Raw genomic sequence first — 20874 nt, forward strand, 5'->3', positions numbered from 1 at the left:
TGATCGACATGGAAGGCGCCACCGAATCTGCTGCGACCCGACCCCGCTGGATGACCGACAGCAGCGCCATGGAGAGCGATGGCATGACAACAAGGCAAAAAAAGGCCGGTGCGCTATCGCACCGGCCATCGACAGGGAAGACACGACACAGGTACCGCCCTACTGTCGCTCCCATTGCGTCAGAAGCGCATGAACCTGTGCCTCATCGACCTTGTCGGTAATGCAGGCATCACCGAGGGCCCCGAGCAGTACCAGTCGCAAGCGCGCGTCCATGACCTTCTTGTCCAGATGCATCAGCTCCAGAAAGCGCTCGGCGCTGACCCCGGCCGGCGCATGGCGCGGCAGACCGGCCGCCTCGAGCAGGGCCGCCACGCGCGCAACGGCCGCCTCATCCAGCCAGCCCAGACGGTGCGACAGGGCCGTGGCCATCATCATGCCGGCCCCGACGGCCTCACCGTGCAGCCACTTCCCATAGCCCATCGCCGTTTCGATGGCGTGGCCGAAGGTATGGCCCAGATTGAGATGGGCGCGCACGCCCTGCTCGGTCTCGTCTTCCACCACGATGTCGGCCTTGATGGCGCAGCTTCTGAGGATCGCCTCGGTCAGAAGCGGCGCCTCCAGCGCGCGCAGGCCGGCCATATTGTCTTCCAGCCAGGTCATGAAGGCCTCATCGCGTATCAGGCCGTACTTGATCACCTCGGCAAGCCCCGCCGTCAGCTCGCGCGCCGGCAGGGTCTTCAGGGTATCGGTATCGACAATCACCACGCGGGGCTGGTGGAAGGCGCCGATCATGTTCTTGCCACGAGGATGGTTGACGCCGGTCTTGCCGCCCACCGAGGAGTCCACCTGCGCCAGCAGCGTGGTGGGCACCTGGATAAAGGCGATGCCGCGCTGATAGCAGGCCGCCGCGAAGCCGGTCATGTCACCGGTCACGCCACCGCCCAGCGCGATCAGCGTTGCGCGCCGGTTGAAGCCGGCCGCCAGCAGGGCGTCCCAGATGCGTTCGACGTGCTCGAGATTCTTGGTCGCCTCGCCGTCGGGCAGAACCACCTCACGCACCTCGTAATCCGCAAGCGTCGTCTTCAACCGCTCGAGATAGCGCGGCGCCACGGTCTCATTGGTCACGATCATGACCTGACGCCCGGCCAGATGCGGGGTCAGAAGCGAGGCATCATCCAGAAGGCCGGGGCCGACATGAATGGGATAGTGACGATCCGGCAGTTCCACCGTAAGGGTCTGCATCTCTGGCATCCGTTGTCAGTAGGCAATCCGTGGCGGTGCGGGCACCGCCGCGGCGGTATTGGCTAGAGCGAATAGCCCGACAGTCCGGCGTGGCAGTCATGGGCACTGCTGCCGGCATAGCGTCGGGTGCGCCGTCGAATCTCGGCAACCACCGAACGCGGGCTGCGCCGGTCGGTGCTGACCATCAGGGTGGCGGTTTCGCGATACAGCGGGTCGCGCAGCTCCAGAAGCTCGCGCAGGCGCTGCTCGGGATTGTCGCACTGCAAAAGTGGCCGGTTTCGGTCCCGCGAGGTGCGCTTGAGCTGCTGCTCGACGGTGGTAGAGAGATAAATCACCACGCCGCGCTCGCGCAGCAGGCGCCGGTTGGTCGGATGCATGACCGCGCCGCCACCGGTGGCCAGTACAATGCCCTGATGGTGGGTCAGCTCGTCGATGACCCGGGTTTCGCGCATGCGAAAGCCGGCTTCCCCCTCGACATCGAAGATCCAGGGGATATTGCAACCGCAGCGCTTTTCGATCACGTGGTCGCTATCGAAGAAGTCGCGATGCAGCTCGGCCGCCAGCGCGCGACCGATGGTACTTTTGCCGGTCCCCATGGGACCGACCAGAAACAGATTGGGTAAAGCCTGCATTAGCGCACCGTCAGGGTGTCCTCAAGGATCCTTGGCGTAATGAACACCAGCAATTCTACCTTTTCATTGGACTGTTCGGTATAGCGAAACAGTCGACCAAGGCCCGGCAGGTCGCCCAGAAAGGGGGTCTTGTACAGATTGTTGACCTGCTCGGTAGAGAGGATACCGCCAAGTACAACCGTTTCACCATCATTGACCAGCACCTGGGTCTGAATCTGATTGGTATCGATGGCCGGTACGCCGTTGTACTGACTGCTGGAGACGTCGTCGTTATTGACGATCAGATCCATGATGATGCGATTGTCCGGCGTGATCTGCGGCGTCACCTCCAGCGACAGCACCGCCTCCTTGAACTGCACGGTGGTGCCGGTCAGGGTGTTGTCGCCGCCCTGCTGATAGGGGATCTCCTGGCCCTGCTTGATCAGCGCCGGATGCTGGTTGGCGGTAATCACCCTGGGCTGGGAGATGGTCTGGCTCTTGCCCTCGGACTCCAGCGCGTTGAGCTCCAGATCCAGCAGCACGTCACCGGAGAGATAGCCGAAGCTGAAGCCGGTGGAGGGCGCCACGGCACTGCCCAGATCCACGCTCAGCCCGCCGTTGGCGGCCACGCCGCTGGACGCCCCGGCCACATTGATGCCGCTCGACGGCGTGCCCGGCTGCGACAGCCCCCAGCGCACCCCCAGCTGATTGACCACCCGATCACGGGCGATCACGATGCGCGCCTCGATCTGGACCTGACGCACCGGCACATCCAGATGGTCGATGGTGCGCCGGATCGCCTCGATACGCTCGCGGGTATCCTGCACCAGCAGCGTATTGGTGCGCGCATCCACCGACACATGGCCACGCTCGGACAGGATGCCCAGCCCCTGCTCGCCGCGCAGCAGCGCGGCCATGTCGACCGCCTTGGCATAGCGCATCTGCAGATAATCGGTGGTCAGTGCCTCGTTGGCAGACAGGCTCTGATCGGCCTGCGCAACGCGCTGCGCCATGCCGGCCAGCTCCTCGCCGGGCGCCACCAGCAGTACATCACCGCTACGCCGGCTGGCAAGCCCCCGGGTCTGAAGAATCAGCTCCAGCGCCTGGTCCCACGGTACCTGGCGCAGATTGATCGTCACGTTGCCGCTGACGCTGTCACTGACCACCAGATTGAGCCCCACCTCATCGGCCAGAATCGACAGCACCGTGCGCACATCGATGTCCTCGAAATTCAACGAGATGCGTCGGCCATCAAAGGGGAACTGCGACTGCTGGCGCTCGGCGGCGGCGGAGCTCGCCGGCGAGACCCGAATCACTGCCTCACGGCCGCGCTGAGTCGCCATCGCCACCGCCCCCGGCGCCATGGCCAGTGTCAATACCACATCCTCGCCCGACTGCGAGGGGGTCACGCGCGACACGGGCGTGGCAAAATCGCTGACATCCACGATGCGCTGCCACTGCGGGGTCAGACGCACGCCGCTCAGGCGCACGCGGGCCTGGTTGCCCTGCACGTCCAGCTGCGGCGAGATGCCCGACCGATCCAGCGTCACGATCAGCTCCCCGGCGCCCTGCCCGGCGACGCGATAGTCAATATCCTCGATCCGGGCACGGGCATCGCCGACATCCTGCGCCCCCGGGTCACTGTAGGCGCGGGCGCTCGCACCGCCGGCCTGAACGGTGGCGATACGCTGCAACAGCGTGTTGGCCTGTCCTGCGCTGCTTTCCCGGACACCCTCGCCCAGCCTGACCTCCAGTACATTACCCCTCGCTGACAGCTGCCAGCCGGTCGGGCGCGCCATGGTCAGGATGACGCGCAACCGGTCTCCCGAGACACGCGCCTCGGCTCCGTCGACATGGGTACCGGCCAGCGAGACGCGCGGTGACAACAGTCGGCTGCCGGCGCCGTCGAAATCCAGTACCAGCCGCTGCGGCGCGCTCAGCAGGGTGGACTGCGGTACGTTAACGGCGCCGTCGAAGGTCAGCCGAACGATTTCCCGGCCCTGTCCCGCCGGGCGCTGCGAGATATCGGTGAGTGTTGCCGCGCTTGCCAGCGTCGCGCCCAGAAGCAGCACAAGCCCCGTCAGCAGAGCGGCAAGGCATGGCCAGCGCCGTCCCCCCATGACGGTCACCTGTCGCAGGCCGCTTTTCAATCGTCCGCAGTAGCAATGATGATTCATTGATGTCATGAGGTTGCTCCCAGCGTCAGCGTGCGGCTGACTTCAATGAAACCGCCGCTGCCATTCGGCGCCAGCTCCGTAATCTCGATATGGTCACTGCCGATGCGCGTGACGCGTCCACTGTTTTCACCGATGTGCTGATGGCGCTTCAACCGCACGACTCGCCCCTCCGGCGTGCGAATCAGAGCAATGGTGCGACCGTCCACGCTCAGGGTGCCGACCAGCCGCAGGGCGCCGAGCGCATACCCCTCCAGCGGCTCGCGCGCGCGGTCGGGGTCCGGCACGGCACGCGTCGATGCTGATGTCTCGGCAGGCAATGCAGCGACCATGCCGGGCGGCGCAGCAAAGGGGCTGCGATGACCGTCTGCCACATAGCGCAGGGGCTGATACACCGGCTGCTCGGGCAGCGCGTCCAGGTGGCCGGCGGGGCGATGGCGCAGCGTCTCGAGCTCGGCATCGAGCTGCGCGGTTGTGTCGCGCTCGCAGCCCCAGAGCCCCAGACACAGCACCAGCATGATCAAAACGGGGGCTTTCATGGCGTCCCCGCCCCGGCCCGCTCGGCCTCATAGCGGTAGGTCTCGGCCTGCAGCGACAGCACCAGCGCCCCGTCGGCATCGCTGTCCGGCGGGGCCAGGGTGAAATCATGCAGCGTCACGATGCGCGGCAGCTCCGCCACCCGCGATACGAAGGCCGCCAGGCGGTGGTAGTCACCGCGCACCCGGATATCCAGCGGCTGGATGATATAGAAGGGCCGCACCTCGAGCGGTGCCAGCCGGATAAAGTCGATCTCGAGCTGCTGACCGCGGGCAGCATCGCTGATGTCATCCAGCAGCGCCGGGACTTCGCTGTCCGTGGGCAGCATGCTCAAAAGCGTGCTCATGCGCGCGTCCAGCGCCTGCATGCGCCGTTCCAGCAGCGGCAGGTTGGCCGCCTGAAAGGCGCGCGTGGCGTATTCCGACTTCAATGTCTCGACCTGCTCGCGCGCCGTCTCCACCTCGCGCGCCACGGGCGCGGCCAGAAACCACTGTGCCCCCAGCGCCGCGACCAGAGCCACCACGCCACAGGCAAGCACCCGCAGAAGCCAGGGCCAGCTGCCCCCCTCTTCCAGACTCAGCTCGGACAGTCGGGTCTGGCGCAGGCGCTGCCACTCGAGCTGCCAGTCGATACGGTTCATGGCGACGCCTCCGACGCCGGCGCCCCTGTCGCTGGCGCAGTATTCAGGGGGCGCTCCGGCACCTGCAGATTGAAGCGACGGCGATCGGAGCGCTCGCTTTCCACACGCACATCCAGCAGCAGCGGCTCACCCAGCACCGGGGCGCCGGCCAGCGCGCGCATCTGATCGGAGACCTGACGATTGGTAGCGGCCAGCCCACTGATATCGAGCTGGCCATCATGACGATGGACGCGGTCGTAGACCACTCCCTCGCCCAGGGTATCGGTCAGCGCCTGAAAAAGCGCCACCGTCTGAGGACGGGAGAACTGCAGCCGGCGAATCAGCTCGATGCGCTCCTGCATCTGCTGGCGCTGCTCATCCAGTGCCTGCCCCTGGGTAATGTCCTGCTCGAGCGCTTTTGTGTGCTGCTGGATGTAAGCGATATCGGTCTCGATACGACCAAGCTGATACTGCTGCCAGAGCTGGCACAAAAAGCCGATGCCCACGCCGAGCAGCACACTGAGCACCAGCCAGAGGTGAAAGCGGCGGGTACGGCGCTCGCGCGCCTGCTCGCGCCACGGCAGCAGGTTGATATCGATGCTGACATCGCCGGGCGTTTCGATCACCGTGCTCATGACAGCGACCTCATGGCCAGGCCGCAGGCGGTCATCATGGCCGGGGCATCCAGGGTAAGGCGGGCATTGTCGATACCGCTGCCGATACGCATGCTGGCAAACGGATTGGCCGGCACCACTTCCAGCCGGCTCTCCTCGGCCAGTCGCTCGGCCAGCCCCTCGATGACGCTGGAGCCGCCGGCCAGAATCAGCCGCTCGATTTCACAGGCTCCGGCCGTGGTGTAGTAAAGCTTCAGCGATCGCATGATCTGCTGGACCAGCGATTCGCGGAAGGGATACAGGATGCGCTGTCGGTACTCGGGCAGGTCATTGGCTTTCTTGGCGCGCCCGGCCTCGTCGAAGGTAAGGCGGTAGTGCTGGCGAATCTCGTCGGTCAGCTGGCGCCCGCCCATGACATTGTCGCGGGTATGCACGATGCGCCCCCGATGGAAGATGTGAAAGGCGGTCATGCTGGCCCCGATATCGACCAGCGCGCTGCCCCGGTCGGGATGAGGGGTCAGGCGGGAAAGTACATAGCGGGTCGCGCGCTCCATGGCGAACATCTCGACATCCACCACCGCAGGCTCGAGCCCCACCTGCGTCAGCACCTCGGTAAGCAGCTGCATGTCCTGACGCCGGCAGGCCACCAGCAGAATGTCCTGCTGGTCGTCATAGCGGGCGTTGACGCCCAGACGCTGAAAGTCGAGCGTCACTTCATTGAACGGAAACGGAATGTGCTTGTCCGATTCCATGGCAATACGCTGAGCGATATCGTTGTCGTCAAACGACACCGGCATGCTCAGCACCTTGGTGATCACGGCGCCGGTGGGCACCGCCACCACGGCCCGGCGCGCACGCGGCCCGGCATGGTCGATGGCACGCGACAGCGCCATGACCACCTGATCAATGTCACGAATGCGTCGCTCGACCACGGCACGATCCACCAGCGGGCGTACGGCCCAGGAGGCGACCCGCCAGTGATCACCATGACGCTCCAGCTCAAGCAGCTTGACGGTGGCAGACGTAATATCCACCCCGATCATGCCCTGCGTTGCCCGTCCAAAACCCAGCACGTCAGCTCTCCAGCCAATGACCCGCCTTATGCGGACGTTGTTTATAACGCTTCAAACACCATCATGAAGGGACGAATAGCGAGGTTTACGGACGCTTTAAACGGTTTTAAAAGCATTCACTCTGTGCTCGACTACCCATTAACGCTGGTCGCCCTGGGACAGGCTACTTATAATGCCCGGCTTGCCGGTACCACAGACCCGCGCGGTCTTCGACGACGACGCCAGACAGTCACCGATATCCTGCGGACCCAAGCCCGCCTCATTTGACGGAACACGTGTTACATGACGTTCATCAAGCGCCTGGTCTTTCACCTCTTCTTCCTGCTGCTGGCCATAACGGCGGGCATTGCACTTTCTGTAGCTGGCGCTGCACTCTACTTTGCCCCCAGCCTGCCCGACGTTCACCAGCTACAGGACTACCAGCTCGAGATGCCGCTGCGGGTCTATACCAGCGATGACAGACTCATCGGCGAGTTCGGCGCCCAGCGCCGCCAGCTGGTCAAGGGCGACGAGATTCCGCAGGATTTCATCAACGCGTTGCTGGCCGCCGAGGACGGTGGGTTCTATCAGCACCCGGGCGTCGATCCGCGCGGGCTGATGCGCGCCGCCCTGGAGCTGGGCACCAGCGGTCGCATCCGCTCCGGCGGCAGCACCATCACCATGCAGGTGGCGCGTAACTATCTGCTCACCCTGGATCAGACCTTCACCCGCAAGATTCGCGAGATTCTGCTGTCGCTGCAGATGGAGCAGATCCTTTCCAAGCAGCAGATCCTCGAGCTCTACGTCAACAAGATCTATCTGGGCCAGGGCGCCTATGGTGTAGGCGCCGCCGCCGAGACTTATTTCGACAAACCGCTCGATGAGCTCAGCCTGCCGGAGATGGCCACCATCGCGGGGCTGCCCAAGGCGCCGTCGAGCCTGAATCCGATCAGCAACCCGCAGCGCTCGCTGATTCGCCGCAACTGGGTGCTGCTGCGCATGAATCAGCTGGGTCTGATCGATCAGGGCACCTATCAGGAGGCCGTACAGGCACCGATCGAAACCCGGCGTCATCACACCCAGCCGGACGTCCAGGCACCCTGGGTGGCCGAGATGGCACGCCAGTACGCCGTCGAGCGCTTTGGCGACGAGGCCTACACCGGCAACTACCGCATCGTGACAACGCTCGACAGCGAGATGCAGGAAGCCGCCCGCAATGCGCTGGTCAACGGTCTGGTGGACTACGACACCCGCCATGGCTGGCGCGGCGCCGAAGAGAGCGATATTCCGGCCAGCCTCTCCGAGGCCCAGGACCGTACCGACCGCGCCGGTCTTGAAGAGGAGCTTTCCGAGTCGCCGGAGGTCGAAAGCACCGCGCGCGAGGCCGCCGCCCGCAGCAAGACCACCGTGCCGGGCATCGAGGGTGATGTCAGCAACTGGCAGCGCGTGCTGGACGCCACGCCGCGTCTGGGGCCGCTCCAGCCGGCCATCGTGATCGACACCGACGGGCGCACCATGCGTGTGCTCACCGACGATGACGAGGTCATCACCATCGAGTGGCCGGGCCTTGAATGGGCCGCGCGCTATCTGAGCCCGCGCGGTCGGGCGGCGGCGCCGAGCAGTGCCGGACAGATCGCCGACCGCGGCGATCTGGTGCGCATCATGGCGCGCACCCAGGGTGACGGCTGGCGTTTGGCGCAGATGCCGCAGGCCGAAGGCGCACTGGTATCGCTGGACCCGCAGACCGGTGCGCTGCAGGCGCTGCAGGGCGGTTTCAGCTTCGCCAGCAGCAAGTTCAATCGCGTCACCCAGGCGCGCCGCCAGCCCGGTTCCAACTTCAAGCCCTTTATCTATCTGGCCGCACTGGAAAGCGGCATGACCCCGGCCACCATCGTCAACGATGCGCCGATCGTACAGGCCGGCAATGGCAATCAGGACACCTGGCGCCCGGAGAACGCCGAGCGCAGTTTCGGCGGTCCGACCCGATTGCGCGTGGGCCTGTACCGCTCGATGAACCTGGTGACCATTCGCACCCTGCAGTCGGTGGGGCTGGACAACACCATCGACTTTCTGGTCAACATGGGCTTTGAGCGCAACCGCCTGCCGCACGGTCTGTCACTGGCGCTGGGGACGGCCGAGCTGACGCCGCTGGAGATCGCCCGCGGCTACGCCCAGATCGCCAACGGCGGTTTCCGCATCCAGCCGTGGTTCATCGAGCGTGTAAGCCAGGGTGAGGACGGTCCCAACCTGATGGAAGAGACCAACCCGCCGGCCGCCTGTCGCGACTGCGACCCGATGGACGCCACCGTGACCATCGATGGGCGCACCTATCCGATCGCCGAGCGCATTGCCTCGCCCGAATCGGTCTACATGCTGCGCACCATGATGCGCGATGTGATCGAGCGCGGTACCGGCCGTGGCGCGCTGTCACTCGACCGCGGTGACATCGCCGGCAAGACCGGCACCACCAACGATCAGCGCGATGCCTGGTTCTCGGGCTTCAACAACCACGTCGCCACCAGCGTCTGGGTCGGCAAGGACACCAACGAGACCGTTGCCGAATACGGCGCCCAGGCCGCCCTGCCCATCTGGAAGGACTACATGGGGGCGGTGCTGGCCGGCACGCCGGAAGCCACGCCGAGCATGCCCGACGACATGGTGACGGTGCGCATCGACCCCGATACCGGCAAGCGGTTGCGTGACGAAGACGGCGGTGGCATTACCGAGATTTTCCGCAAGGACAATCTGCCGCCTTATCAGCAGCGCTCGATTCGCCCCGAACTGGAATCGGAAAGCGGCTCTCAGGGCACCGGCAGCTACGACGCCATTTTCTGATTCTGATCGCGCCTACCTGCCTGTCCGGGCCCCTGCCCGGACAGGCATTCAAACCGCAGTGAAAGACCATGACCATGTGCCCACCCGCTCACGTCAACAACGATGCCATGACCGTGTCAGTGCCGGCTGCCCTGTCCCGCTCGGTGCCCGCACTGCGCCGGCGTTTCGGGCTGGCCGTACTGGTCGTGCTGGCCTGCTGGCACTACAGTGCCCGGGCCGCCGACTCGCTGTTCTACGCCCCGCCGCCACCCAGCGATGATGCCGTGCCCTTTTCCGGCGCCATCGAGCTGGGCTATACAGCGCTGTCCGGCAATACCAATACCGAGACCCTGCTGGGCAAGGGCCGTATCACCTGGTATAACCAGGCCTGGACGCATACCACGCGCGCCGAGGTCAAAAGCGTCAGCGACAGCGAAAACACCACGGCCGAGCAGTATCTGTTCAGTCAGCGCGAACGCTACTCGCTGGAGGACTCCTCCAACTATCTCTTCGGCCTGGGGCGCTATGAAAAGGAGCGCTTCTCGGGCTATGACAATCAGTTCACCACCATTGGCGGCTACGGTCGCCAGATCTTCGATACCGACCTTCAGGCCCTGTCGCTGGAAGCCGGCCCCGGCTATCGCTTTGATGACTACGAAAACGGCGGCAGTCGGCATATGCTGCTGGGCTATCTGGCCGCCGACTATTCCCTGACGCTGTCGGATACCGCCAGCTTCATCCAGCAGTTCTCGGTCGAGGGGGCCGAAGACAACGTCACGATCCGCTCCTACTCGGCCATTTCGGTCGCCATCAATTCAAGCCTGTCGCTGCGCGTGTCCCACGACATCAAGAGCAACTCCAGCCCGCCGCGCGAGGCGGATGCCCACACCGATCGCACCACGGCGGCCTCGGTGGTCTACAACTTCTAGCGTGACGTCCCGACATGAAAAAACCCCGCACCAGTGGTGCGGGGTTTCTGGTGTTGCCCGGGGCAATCCATCAGCCGCCGTAGACATCCTCGACGCTGGTCAAGGGGTAGTGGCCGGGATAGCCCTTCGTGGCCGCGCCCGAATCCACCGCAGCCCGGGCCACGGCCGAGGAGACCCGACCCAGCAGGCGCGAATCCATCGGCGTGGGAATGATATAGCCGCGACCGAATTCGAGCGACTCGAGCTCGTAGGCGGTCAGCACTTCCGGGGTGACCGGCTCGCGGGCGAGGTCCTTGAGGGCATGAACGGCGGCAACCTTCATCGCCTCGTTGATCTCGCGGGCGCGAACGTCCAGCGCCCCGCGGAAGATGAAGGGAAAGCCCAGCACATTATTGACCTGGTTGGGATAGTCCGAACGGCCGGTGGCCATGATCACATCGTCCCGGGTGGCGTGCGCGGTGTCGGGATGAATCTCCGGGTCCGGGTTGGAGCAGGCAAACACCACCGGATTGGCGGCCATTTTTTTAAGCTGCCCGGGCGCCAGCAGGTCAGCGCCGGAGAGTCCGATAAAGACATCGGCCCCGTCGATGGCATCGTCCAGATGGCGCTGGTTGGTAGTAGCCGCGTAGCGGGCCTTGAACTCATTGAGATCCTCCCGACCGTCGTGAATGACGCCGCGACTGTCGAGCATGCGAATGTTGTCACGCGACGCACCGCAGGCGATCAGCAGATCCATGCAGGCGATGGCGGCAGAGCCGGCGCCCAGGCAGACGATTCGCGCCTCTTCAAGGCGCTTGCCGGCGATATCCAGCGCGTTGAGCAGCCCCGCCGCGGTGACGATGGCCGTGCCGTGCTGGTCATCATGAAAGACCGGAATGTCGCAGCGCGCCTTGAGCTCACGCTCGATCCGGAAGCACTCCGGCGCCTTGATGTCTTCCAGATTGATGCCGCCCCAGGTCAGGGCGATATTGGCCACGGTATCGATAAAGGCGGTCGGGTCGGCCGTATCGACTTCGATATCGATGGCATTGATTCCGGCAAAGCGCTTGAACAGCACGCCCTTGCCCTCCATGACCGGCTTGCCGGCCAAAGCGCCCAGATTGCCCAGACCGAGGATGGCGCTACCATTGGAGATCACGGCGACCAGATTGCCCTTGCCGGTATAGCGATAGGCGGTTTCGGGGTCGCGGGCGATCTCCCGCACCGGCTCGGCCACCCCCGGGCTGTAGGCCATGGCGAGATGTTTCGACGAGCTGGTGGGCTTGGTGATTTCAACGCTCAGCTTTCCCGGAATCGGGTAGGCGTGATAATCCAGTGCTGCCTGTTTCTTGTCCTGAGACATGTGCTTTATCCGATTGAAAATCAACGATCAATCCGGCGCAGCCTATCCAAAAAGCCCCCTGCTCACAAGCTGACAGGGCCGATCAACACGGGGATACACGAGCACTACATTAGTGCATTCCGGCATGCGTCTCACGGCCGGCACGCAACGTGATACCCTGCCGCGGCCCACAGGATTTCCCCTGACCAACGAGCCGACACTTTCCTTTTTGACTTCTGGAGCAAGCCGACCGTGTCCACGTCCGGACCTGACCGCGTGATTCTGGCAGTGGCCGTCGCCTCGCCGCTCAAGCGGCTGTTCGACTACCTGCCCGATCGCGAGATGCCCGACAATGGCTGGGAAGCCGGCGTGCGCGTGCGCGTCCCCTTCGGGCGGCGGTCGGTCATCGGCGTGGTGATCGAGATTCGACGCCACAGCGAGGTACCGCGCGATCGCCTGCGCCGCATCGAGGCATTGATCGATCGCACCCCCCTGCCGGAGGACTGGCTGTGGCTGTGCCGCTTTGCGGCGCGCTATTACCAGCATTCGCTGGGCGAAACGCTCGCCAGCGCCATGCCCGCCCTGCTGCGTCAGGGCCGGCCGCTGGAGGCACGTACCCGGGCCCGCTGGTCGATCACCGACCGGGGGCGCTCGCCGGGAGACGCCCTGACTCGCGCGCCCCGCCAGGCCGAACTGCTCGCGGCCATCGCCCAGCACCCGCGTGGGCTGGTGGCCTCGGCGATTACCGCGCTGGGATTCAGTCGGCCACAGCTCAACGCCCTGCGCGACAAGGGGCTCATCGACTGCCGTGAAGAGAGCGTGGCGGCACCGGCCAGCGAGCGCCCCGCCACGACGCTGGCCGAACCCACGCTGCCGCTCAATCGGGAACAGTCGGGTGTACTGGCCGAGCTTCATCAGGACATGGACCGGTTTCAGGTCTCGCTGCTGCACGGCGTCACCGGCAGCGGCAAGACCGAGGTCTATCTGCAGCTCATCGAGGCGGTCATTGATCGCGGGGGCCAGGCGCTGGTGCTGGTGCCCGAGATCGGCCTGACCCCGCAGACGCTGTCGCGCTTTCGCAAGCGCTTCAATGCCCCGGTCATCGCCCTGCACTCGGGGCTCAACGACGGCGAGCGCCTCGACAGCTGGGAGGCCGCCCGCTCCGGGCGCGCCGCCGTGCTGATCGGCACCCGCTCGGCGGTATTCACGCCGCTGGCGCGCCCCGGCGTCATCATCGTGGATGAAGAGCACGATGGCTCCTTCAAGCAGCAGGACAGCCTGCGCTATCACGCCCGCGACCTGGCCATTGCCCGCGCCCAGCGTCACGGCATCCCCATCGTGCTGGGCAGCGCCACGCCGTCGCTGGAGAGCCTGTCGCGGGCCCGGGACGGCCACTATCGCCACCTGCGACTGACCACCCGCGCCGGCAACGCCGCCCCGGCGGCCCTGTCGCTGGTGGATCTGCGCGGCAGGCCGCAGCGCGGCGGGCTGGGGCCGCAGGCGCTGTCGGCGATCCGGGAGCACCTCGAGGCGCAGCGTCAGGTGCTGGTGTTCGTCAACCGCCGCGGCTTTGCGCCGACGCTGGCCTGCCATCAGTGCGGCTGGCTGGCCGAGTGTCCGCAGTGCGATGCCCGCATGACCCTGCACCGCGACCCGCACCGCCTGATCTGTCACCACTGCGAGCAGCAGCGCAGCGTGCCGGATGCCTGCCCCGCGTGCGACAGCGCCGATCTGCGCCCCCAGGGCGCCGGTACCGAGCGCACCGAGGAGGCGCTGCAGGAAGCCTTCAGCGACACCCGCATCCTGCGCATCGACCGCGACAGCACCCGGCGGCGCGAGGCGCTGGAGCAGACGCTGACCGAGATTCGTCAGGGCGAGCCCTGCCTGCTGGTCGGCACCCAGATGCTGGCCAAGGGCCATCACTTTCCCCACGTGACGCTGGTGGTGGTGGTCAATGCCGATGGCGGGCTCTACAGCGCCGACTTCCGCGCGCTGGAACACTCGGCCCAGCTGCTCACCCAGGTGGCCGGCCGGGCCGGCCGCGCCCAGCACCCGGGACGCGTGCTGATCCAGACCCTGCACCCCGAGGACCCGAGCCTGAGGCTGCTGATCGAGGAGGGCTACGACGCCCTGGCCGAGTCGCTGCTGACCGAGCGCCGCCTGGCCGGCCTGCCGCCCTTTCGCTTCATGGCCCTGATGCGCGGCGAGAGTGCCCGCATGGAGGCCGTTATCGAACTGTTCACCCGGGCCGGCGAGGCCATACGGGCGTGGCTGGACGAGCGCGGTCTGGCCGTGCACTGCCTGGGGCCGGTGCCGGCGCCCATGGAGCGACGCCAGAATCGCTATCACGCCCAGCTCCTGTTGAGCGCCGATCGGCGCAGCGCCCTGCACGAAGCCAGTGCCTGGCTGGATGAGTGGATGACGCAGCAAAGCGACGCCCGGCGCCTGCGCTACAGCATCGACATCGATCCACAGGAAATGTACTGAACCGGGCACGCCGGCGGGCAGGGCCCGATACACGCCGGACACAATACCGGTTTTGACACTGTCTGCCGTTGAACGATAATGGCGGGCCCAAAGCGCCTGCCCCCGCCTGATGCAGCGATACGTCAGCGCGGACGTTTTGACACGGGGCGCGCAGTTCCAGACCTGGCCGAATGCGTCGGGCCAGCCATCCACGACCATAGATGCCAGCATGAAAGAGACGATCACCCTACTGCTCGATACGGCGCTCGAAGCGCTCAAGGCCGAAGGCGCCCTGCCCGTCGACACCCGCCCCGACATTCGTGTCGATGTCGCGCGTGACCGGGCCCATGGCGACTACGCCAGCAATCTGGCCATGATGCTGGCCAAACCGGCCGACATGAAGCCACGCGATCTGGCCGAGCGCCTGATCGCGGCCATGCCGGCCTCCCACGCTGTCTCGAAGGTCGAGATTGCCGGCCCCGGCTTTATCAACTTCTTCGTCAACACCAGTGCTGCCGGCGAAGTGCTTTTCGACATTCTCGACGCCGGTGACGAGTTTGGTCGCAACCGCGACGGCGCCGGTCAGAAGGTGCAGGTCGAGTTTGTCTCGGCCAACCCGACCGGCCCGCTGCACGTGGGCCACGGTCGCGGCGCGGCGGTGGGCGACAGCCTGTGCCGCCTGTTCGAGGCCAACGGCTATGACGTCACGCGCGAGTTCTACTACAACGATGCCGGCGCCCAGATCGACAATCTGGCCCTGTCGGTAGCGGCGCGCATCAAGGACATTGAACCCAACGATCCGGCCTGGCCGGCCGATGGTTACCGCGGCGAGTACATTCAGGACGTGGCGCGGGCCTACATGCAGGGCGCCACCGTCACCGCCGACGACCGTCAGGTGACGGCCGCCGCCGACCCGGATGACATGGCCGCCATCCGCGCCTTTGCGGTGGCCTGGCTGCGCCACGAGCAGGATCTTGACCTCAAGGCCTTCGGCGTCGCGTTCGATGTCTTCTCGCTCGAATCGGCGCTCTACGAAAGCGGCCGGGTGGAAGACACCGTCGAGCGCCTGATCCAGGGCGGTCACACCTATGAGTCCGACGGCGCCCTGTGGCTCAGGACCACCGACTTCGGCGATGACAAGGACCGCGTGATGCGCAAGCGCGAGGGCGGCTACACCTACTTCCTGCCCGATGTCGCCTATCACCTGGACAAGTGGCAGCGCGGTTTCACCACCGTCATCAACGAGCAGGGCGCCGATCACCACTCCACCGTCACCCGCGTGCGCGCCGGCCTGCAGGCGCTCAATGCCGGCATCCCGCAGGGCTGGCCGGACTACGTGCTGCACCAGATGGTGCTGGTCACCCGCTCCGGGCAGGAGGTCAAGCTCTCCAAGCGCGCCGGCAGCTATGTCACCCTGCGCGATCTCATCGATGAGGTGGGTCGGGACGCCACGCGCTACTTCCTGGTGTCGCGCGCGGCGACCTCGCAGATGACCTTTGATATCGATCTGGCGCGCTCGCAGTCCAGCGACAACCCCGTCTATTACGCCCAGTACGCCCACGCGCGCGTGTGCAGCGTCGAGAAAAAGGCCAACGACCAGGGCCGGGCCTTTGACGCGGAACTGGCGCGGGCCTCGCTGCACCTGCTGGAAGACGCCCGCGAGCGCGATCTCATCAATCGCCTGAACAGCTGGCCCGAGACGGTCCGTCGCGCCGCCGGTCAGCGCGAGCCGCAGCAGATTGCGCTGTATCTGCAGGAGCTCGCCAGCGAATTCCATACCTGCTACAACGCCGTCAAGGTCATGGTCGAGGACGACAGCCTGCGCAACGCGCGCCTGGCGCTCGGTCTGGCCGTACGCCAGGTCATGCGCAACGGGCTTGATCTGCTGGGCGTGTCGGCCCCCCGGGAGATGTAAATGGCACAGCGCCAGAGCAAGCAGGCGCCCTCGAGCAAGGGCGCCACCTCACGCAACAAGGCAAAGCGTGGCACCAGCGGCGACGGCTTCCATATCCCTGGCTGGCTGTGGGGGCTGGTGGGTCTTGTCGCGGGCTTTGCCATCGCCCAGTATTTCCAGAGCGATGCCCCGTCACAGCGCGACCAGGTGGCCGCCGTGGTCACCAAAAAGCGCGCCGACACCGACGCTCAACAGCAGGAAGGCGACAGCGCACCGCAGCCCGCCGATGAGGGTCAGATGCCGACGTTCGAGTTCTACACCCTGCTGCCCGAATCGGAGGTGATCGCGCCGAACGTGGAGGACTACAGTTCGTCGCCGCGCCCCGGTACCGAAGGCGCGGTGCTGGAACAGCATGCCCGGCGCATTGCGGGCAGCAACGGCACCTCGTCGGTGAGCAACCCCGAGGGCGAGACGGCGGCGGCATCACAGCAGCAGAGTGCGCCAGCACGCAGCGCCGATGCCACGCCCGAGCGCTCGGACAGCGCCGGCAGCGAGGACGCCATTCAGCAGCTGGCATCCCGCCATGAATCTGCCGGCAACCGCCAGAGCGCGTCTGCCGGGCAGGAAGGCTCGGCCGGCAGCAACGCCGGCTCGGGCAGCGGTCCCAGCTATATGCTGCAGGCGGCGTCGTTCCAGTCACAAAGCGATGCCAACGCCATGGCCGGCAAGCTGCGTGATCTGGGCCTTGTCACCCAGGTCAGCCAGGTGCAGACGGCGGACAGCACCACCTGGTATCGCGTGCAGGCCGGCCCCTATCAGGATTCCGGCGAGCTTGCCCGCGCACGCGGGCTGATGCAGACCCGCGGCATCGACCCGATGCAGATTCAGCAGCGCTGACACCGGGGCGGCGCGGATCAGGGGCGTTCGTTGCCATGCAACGAACGCCCCTTTTTCATGTGCCGGATCGATTCCCCGGCCTCCGGTGATCGGCAGCGAAGACCGCCCGTGCCGGGCACGCCCTGCACACTTCAGACAATTTCCCTGCCGCCCATGGCTTGATTTGCGCCGCGAACGCCCGCATTTCAGGGGAAAGTTTTCACAACGCAGATCGTTTTTGCGCTTTTTGCATCGTCTGCGCGCAAGTCACCAGGTGCATGTCACCAACGCATTGGAGTAGCGCCGATGACCACGATTGTTTCCGTTCGCCGTGGCGAACAGGTCGCCCTGGCCGGCGACGGCCAGGTCTCGCTGGGCGATACGGTCATGAAGGGGAATGCCAGCAAGGTCCGCCGTTTTCACCGCGGCCAGGTACTGGCCGGCTTTGCCGGCGGCACGGCAGATGCCTTTACGCTGTTCGAGCGCTTTGAGGCGCAGCTGGAGAAGTATCAGGGCCATCTGACCAAGGCCGCCGTGGAGCTTGCCAAGGAGTGGCGCACCGACCGTGCCCTGCGCAAGCTGGAGGCGATGCTGGCCGTGGCCGATCGCAACGCTTCCCTGATCATCACCGGCACCGGCGATGTGCTGGAACCCGAACACGGCATCATCACCATCGGTTCGGGCGGTCAGTATGCCAACGCCGCGGCACGCGCCCTGCTGGACAATACCGACCTGTCAGCGCGTGACATCACCGAAAAGAGCCTCGCGATTGCGGCCGATATCTGTGTGTACACCAACCACAACGTGACGCTCGAATCACTGGACTGATCATGACCGAAACTTCCATATCCTCTCAAAACGCCAGCAGCAATCACATGACCCCGCGCGAGATCGTGCACGCGCTGGATCAATACATCATCGGCCAGGCCGAGGCCAAGCGCGCCGTGGCCATCGCGCTGCGCAACCGCTGGCGTCGCATGCAGCTCGATGACACGCTGCGCCCGGAGGTCACGCCCAAAAACATCCTGATGATCGGCCCGACCGGCGTGGGCAAGACCGAAATCGCCCGCCGCCTGGCCAAGCTGGCCAATGCGCCGTTTATCAAGATCGAGGCGACCAAGTTCACCGAGGTCGGCTATGTCGGGCGCGATGTCGAATCGATCATTCGTGACCTGGTGGAAGCCGCCATCAAGCTGGTGCGGGAGCAGGCCAAGTCGCAGGTCGGCCACAAGGCCGATGACGCTGCCGAAGAGCGCATCCTCGACGCCCTGCTGCCGCCCGCCCGCGGCAACGAGTACGACAGCGGCAAGAGCCGTGACAGCGCCACGCGTCAGACCTTTCGCAAGCAGCTGCGCGAGGGCAAGCTCGATGACAAGGAGATCGACATCGAGCTGTCGCCGGCCGGCCAGGGCATGGACTTTCAGGCCCCGCCCGGCATGGAAGACATGGCCAACCAGCTCTCCAGCATGTTTTCGAACATGGGCAAGCAGAACAAGGAGACACGCCGCCTCACCGTAAAGGAGGCGTTCAAGCTGGTGCGCGATGAAGAGGCCTCCAGGCTGGTCAACGATGACGATCTCAAGGCGCGGGCCATCGAGGCCGTCGAGCAAAACGGCATCGTGTTCCTCGACGAGATCGACAAGGTCGCCAAGCGCGCCGAATCCGGCAGCGGCGGCGATGTCTCCCGCGAAGGGGTGCAGCGTGACCTGCTGCCGCTGATCGAGGGGTCAACGGTGTCCACCAAGCACGGCATGGTGCATACCGATCACATCCTCTTCATCGCCTCGGGCGCGTTCCACCTCTCCAAGCCCTCGGATCTGATTCCGGAGCTGCAGGGGCGTCTGCCGATCCGCGTGGAGCTTTCGGCGCTGTCGCCGGATGAGTTCAAGCGCATCCTGACCGAGCCGTCCGCGTCGCTGACGCGCCAGTACGAGGCGCTGATGAAGACCGAAGGCCTGGACGTGCAGTTTACCGATGACGGCATCGAGCGCATCGCGCAGACCGCCTGGCAGGTCAACGAGGGCACCGAGAACATCGGCGCCCGTCGCCTGCACACGGTCATGGAGCGCCTGCTGGAAGAGGCGCTGTTTGACGGCAGCGACATGGAAGGCCCGCTGGTGATCGACGGCGCCTATGTCGACGAGCGGCTGGGGGAACTGGCCCGCGATGAGGATCTGTCGCGCTACATCCTCTGAGCATCTTTATCGTTTGACGCCAACAGCGTATCCTGGAGGGCGGCCCGAGCAACGGGCCGCCCGCTTTTTTGACATGATGGCGCCCGAGCGTTTGAAGCGCGCATCATCAAGTGTTGTCCAACATCATGGAGACGTCCCATGAGTGCTCCCATGCCCACCGGCGTTCACTATCATCAGCGCAGCCGCGAGCTGGCGCTGACCTATGACATCGACGGCGAGCAGCAAAGCTTTCGCCTCAGCGCCGAAATGCTCCGGGTGTATTCGCCGTCGGCCGAGGTGCGAGGCCACAGCCCGGAACAGGCCGTTTTGCAGACCGGCATGAAGTACGTCGGTCTGAAAAACATCACCCCGGTCGGCAACTACGCGCTCAAGCTGCATTTTGATGACGGCCATGACAGCGGGTTGTATACCTATGCCTATCTCTGGGAGATGATCGAAAACCGCGAGCTGTGGTGGGACGACTATCTTCACGAGCTCAAAAAGGCCAATGCCTCGCGCGAGCCGCTGGGCATACCGCTGCAGAGCCAGTGACCCGGTGCCCGTATGGCCGTCAGGACAAACGACGTCCTGAAAGCTACAATGGCTGTCGACAGGCGCCGCCTGCCCGACCGGATTGATGCCGTATCGGGTTGTGCAGGGCCGGCAGCGCCGCTGACGATACCAGAACACATGATTTGCAAACGCTGACAGGGGAACGCATGGACAAGCAGACAACGCACTTCGGCTATGAGGAAGTCCCTGTCGAGGAGAAGGCCGGCCGCGTCGAGCAGGTCTTCGATAGCGTGGCGCGCCGCTATGACGTCATGAACGATCTGATGTCAATGGGCGTTCATCGCTACTGGAAGCGCGTGGCGCTGGAGCGCTCCGGCGTACGCCGCGGTCATGCCGTACTGGACATCGCCGGCGGCACCGGCGACCTGACCGCCAAATTCGTGGAGCGGGTCGGCCCCACCGGCCGGGTGGTGCTGGCCGACATCAACGCCTCCATGCTGCAGGTCGGCCGCGATCGGCTGCTGGATCGCGGTATCGGTGCCCGGGTGGAGGTCGTGCAGGCCGATGCGCAGGCCCTGCCCTTCCCCGACAACACCTTCGACTGCATCACCATTGCCTTCGGCCTTCGCAATGTCACCGACAAGGATGCCGCACTCGCCTCCATGGCGCGCGTGCTCAAGCCGGGCGGACGACTGCTGATTCTCGAATTCTCGAAACCCGTCAATGCGGTCTTCGAGAAGGTCTATGATCAGTACTCCTTCCATGTTCTGCCCCGCATCGGCAAGTGGGTGGCCAACGATGCCGACTCCTATCGCTACCTGGCCGAATCGATCCGCATGCATCCCGATCAGCCCACGCTCAGGGCCATGATGGAAAATGCCGGACTCGAGCGCGTCGAGTACACCAACATGACCGGCGGTGTGGTCGCCCTGCACCGCGGTATCAAGTTCTGAACGTCCTGCGCGGGTGGTGCCTTTCATTTGGCAGCACCGGCCGGGCCGCTCTCCCGACAGGGTCAATGGCATGACACACGCGTAC

General features: G+C 65.2%; 17 protein-coding genes. 9 read left to right on the forward strand and 8 right to left on the reverse strand.

Going from position 1 to position 20874, the window contains the following annotated elements; translation table 11 throughout:
• Positions 1-159: 159 nt before the first annotated feature.
• The 7 genes from aroB to pilM all read right to left on the reverse strand — a co-directional run bounded on the left by aroB (position 160) and on the right by pilM (position 6870).
• The gene (gene aroB, locus M1D97_RS12795) at positions 160-1242 is read right to left on the reverse strand and encodes a 3-dehydroquinate synthase (RefSeq protein ID WP_456268112.1); all 1083 of its coding nucleotides are present in this window, start codon (positions 1240-1242) and stop codon (positions 160-162) included.
• A gap of 62 nt (positions 1243-1304) precedes the next feature.
• Entirely contained in the window at positions 1305-1874 is a 570-nt protein-coding gene (gene aroK / locus M1D97_RS12800) for a shikimate kinase AroK (RefSeq protein ID WP_456268113.1), read from the reverse strand.
• Positions 1874-4039, reverse strand: a complete 2166-nt coding sequence (gene pilQ / locus M1D97_RS12805; RefSeq protein ID WP_456268114.1) for a type IV pilus secretin PilQ — start codon at positions 4037-4039, stop codon at positions 1874-1876. Before pilQ ends, aroK begins: the two co-directional genes overlap by 1 nt.
• The gene (locus M1D97_RS12810) at positions 4036-4566 is read right to left on the reverse strand and encodes a pilus assembly protein PilP (RefSeq protein ID WP_456268115.1); all 531 of its coding nucleotides are present in this window, start codon (positions 4564-4566) and stop codon (positions 4036-4038) included. Before M1D97_RS12810 ends, pilQ begins: the two co-directional genes overlap by 4 nt.
• Positions 4563-5204, reverse strand: coding sequence for a type 4a pilus biogenesis protein PilO (locus M1D97_RS12815; protein WP_456268116.1), 642 nt, complete (start codon positions 5202-5204; stop codon positions 4563-4565). The genes M1D97_RS12810 and M1D97_RS12815 overlap by 4 nt, the downstream gene beginning before the upstream one ends.
• Positions 5201-5818 carry a PilN domain-containing protein gene (locus M1D97_RS12820; protein ID WP_456268117.1) on the reverse strand — a complete coding sequence of 206 codons (618 nt, stop codon included), beginning with the start codon at positions 5816-5818 and terminating at the stop codon, positions 5201-5203. Before M1D97_RS12820 ends, M1D97_RS12815 begins: the two co-directional genes overlap by 4 nt.
• Positions 5815-6870: a type IV pilus assembly protein PilM gene (gene pilM / locus M1D97_RS12825; protein WP_456268118.1), complete on the reverse strand. Its 1056-nt coding sequence runs from the start codon at positions 6868-6870 to the stop codon at positions 5815-5817. The genes M1D97_RS12820 and pilM overlap by 4 nt, the downstream gene beginning before the upstream one ends.
• Before the next feature lie 282 nt (positions 6871-7152).
• Here pilM and M1D97_RS12830 point away from each other — a divergent pair, with 282 nt between their 5' ends.
• Positions 7153-9684, forward strand: a complete 2532-nt coding sequence (locus M1D97_RS12830; protein WP_456268119.1) for a penicillin-binding protein 1A — start codon at positions 7153-7155, stop codon at positions 9682-9684.
• Between the two features lie 74 nt (positions 9685-9758).
• Positions 9759-10592, forward strand: coding sequence for a DUF481 domain-containing protein (locus M1D97_RS12835; RefSeq protein WP_456268120.1), 834 nt, complete (start codon positions 9759-9761; stop codon positions 10590-10592).
• A 70-nt stretch (positions 10593-10662) separates the two neighbouring features.
• Here the strand turns inward: M1D97_RS12835 and M1D97_RS12840 are convergent, their stop codons facing one another.
• Positions 10663-11934, reverse strand: coding sequence for a malic enzyme-like NAD(P)-binding protein (locus M1D97_RS12840; RefSeq protein WP_456268121.1), 1272 nt, complete (start codon positions 11932-11934; stop codon positions 10663-10665).
• A gap of 231 nt (positions 11935-12165) precedes the next feature.
• Between M1D97_RS12840 and M1D97_RS12845 the strand changes: the two genes are divergently transcribed.
• From M1D97_RS12845 to ubiE, 7 genes are all read left to right on the forward strand, one after another.
• A complete protein-coding gene (locus M1D97_RS12845) occupies positions 12166-14400 on the forward strand; it encodes a primosomal protein N' (RefSeq protein WP_456268122.1) in 2235 nt (744 codons plus the stop codon).
• A gap of 208 nt (positions 14401-14608) precedes the next feature.
• Entirely contained in the window at positions 14609-16294 is a 1686-nt protein-coding gene (gene argS / locus M1D97_RS12850) for an arginine--tRNA ligase (RefSeq protein ID WP_456268123.1), read from the forward strand.
• Positions 16295-17170, forward strand: a complete 876-nt coding sequence (locus M1D97_RS12855; RefSeq protein WP_456268124.1) for an SPOR domain-containing protein — start codon at positions 16295-16297, stop codon at positions 17168-17170. It abuts the gene before it with no gap.
• 285 nt (positions 17171-17455) lie between these two features.
• Positions 17456-17977, forward strand: coding sequence for an ATP-dependent protease subunit HslV (hslV, locus tag M1D97_RS12860; RefSeq protein ID WP_456268125.1), 522 nt, complete (start codon positions 17456-17458; stop codon positions 17975-17977).
• Between the two features lie 2 nt (positions 17978-17979).
• On the forward strand, positions 17980-19344 hold the full coding sequence (gene hslU / locus M1D97_RS12865; RefSeq protein ID WP_456268126.1) for an ATP-dependent protease ATPase subunit HslU: 1365 nt from the start codon (positions 17980-17982) through the stop codon (positions 19342-19344).
• 138 nt (positions 19345-19482) lie between these two features.
• Complete coding sequence (locus tag M1D97_RS12870) at positions 19483-19875, forward strand: gamma-butyrobetaine hydroxylase-like domain-containing protein (protein WP_456268127.1); 393 nt, start codon at positions 19483-19485, stop codon at positions 19873-19875.
• A 167-nt stretch (positions 19876-20042) separates the two neighbouring features.
• Positions 20043-20789, forward strand: a complete 747-nt coding sequence (ubiE, locus tag M1D97_RS12875) for a bifunctional demethylmenaquinone methyltransferase/2-methoxy-6-polyprenyl-1,4-benzoquinol methylase UbiE (protein WP_456268128.1) — start codon at positions 20043-20045, stop codon at positions 20787-20789.
• The last annotated feature ends 85 nt before the right edge of the window (positions 20790-20874 follow it).

Source organism: Kushneria sp. AK178 (assembly GCF_053903105.1).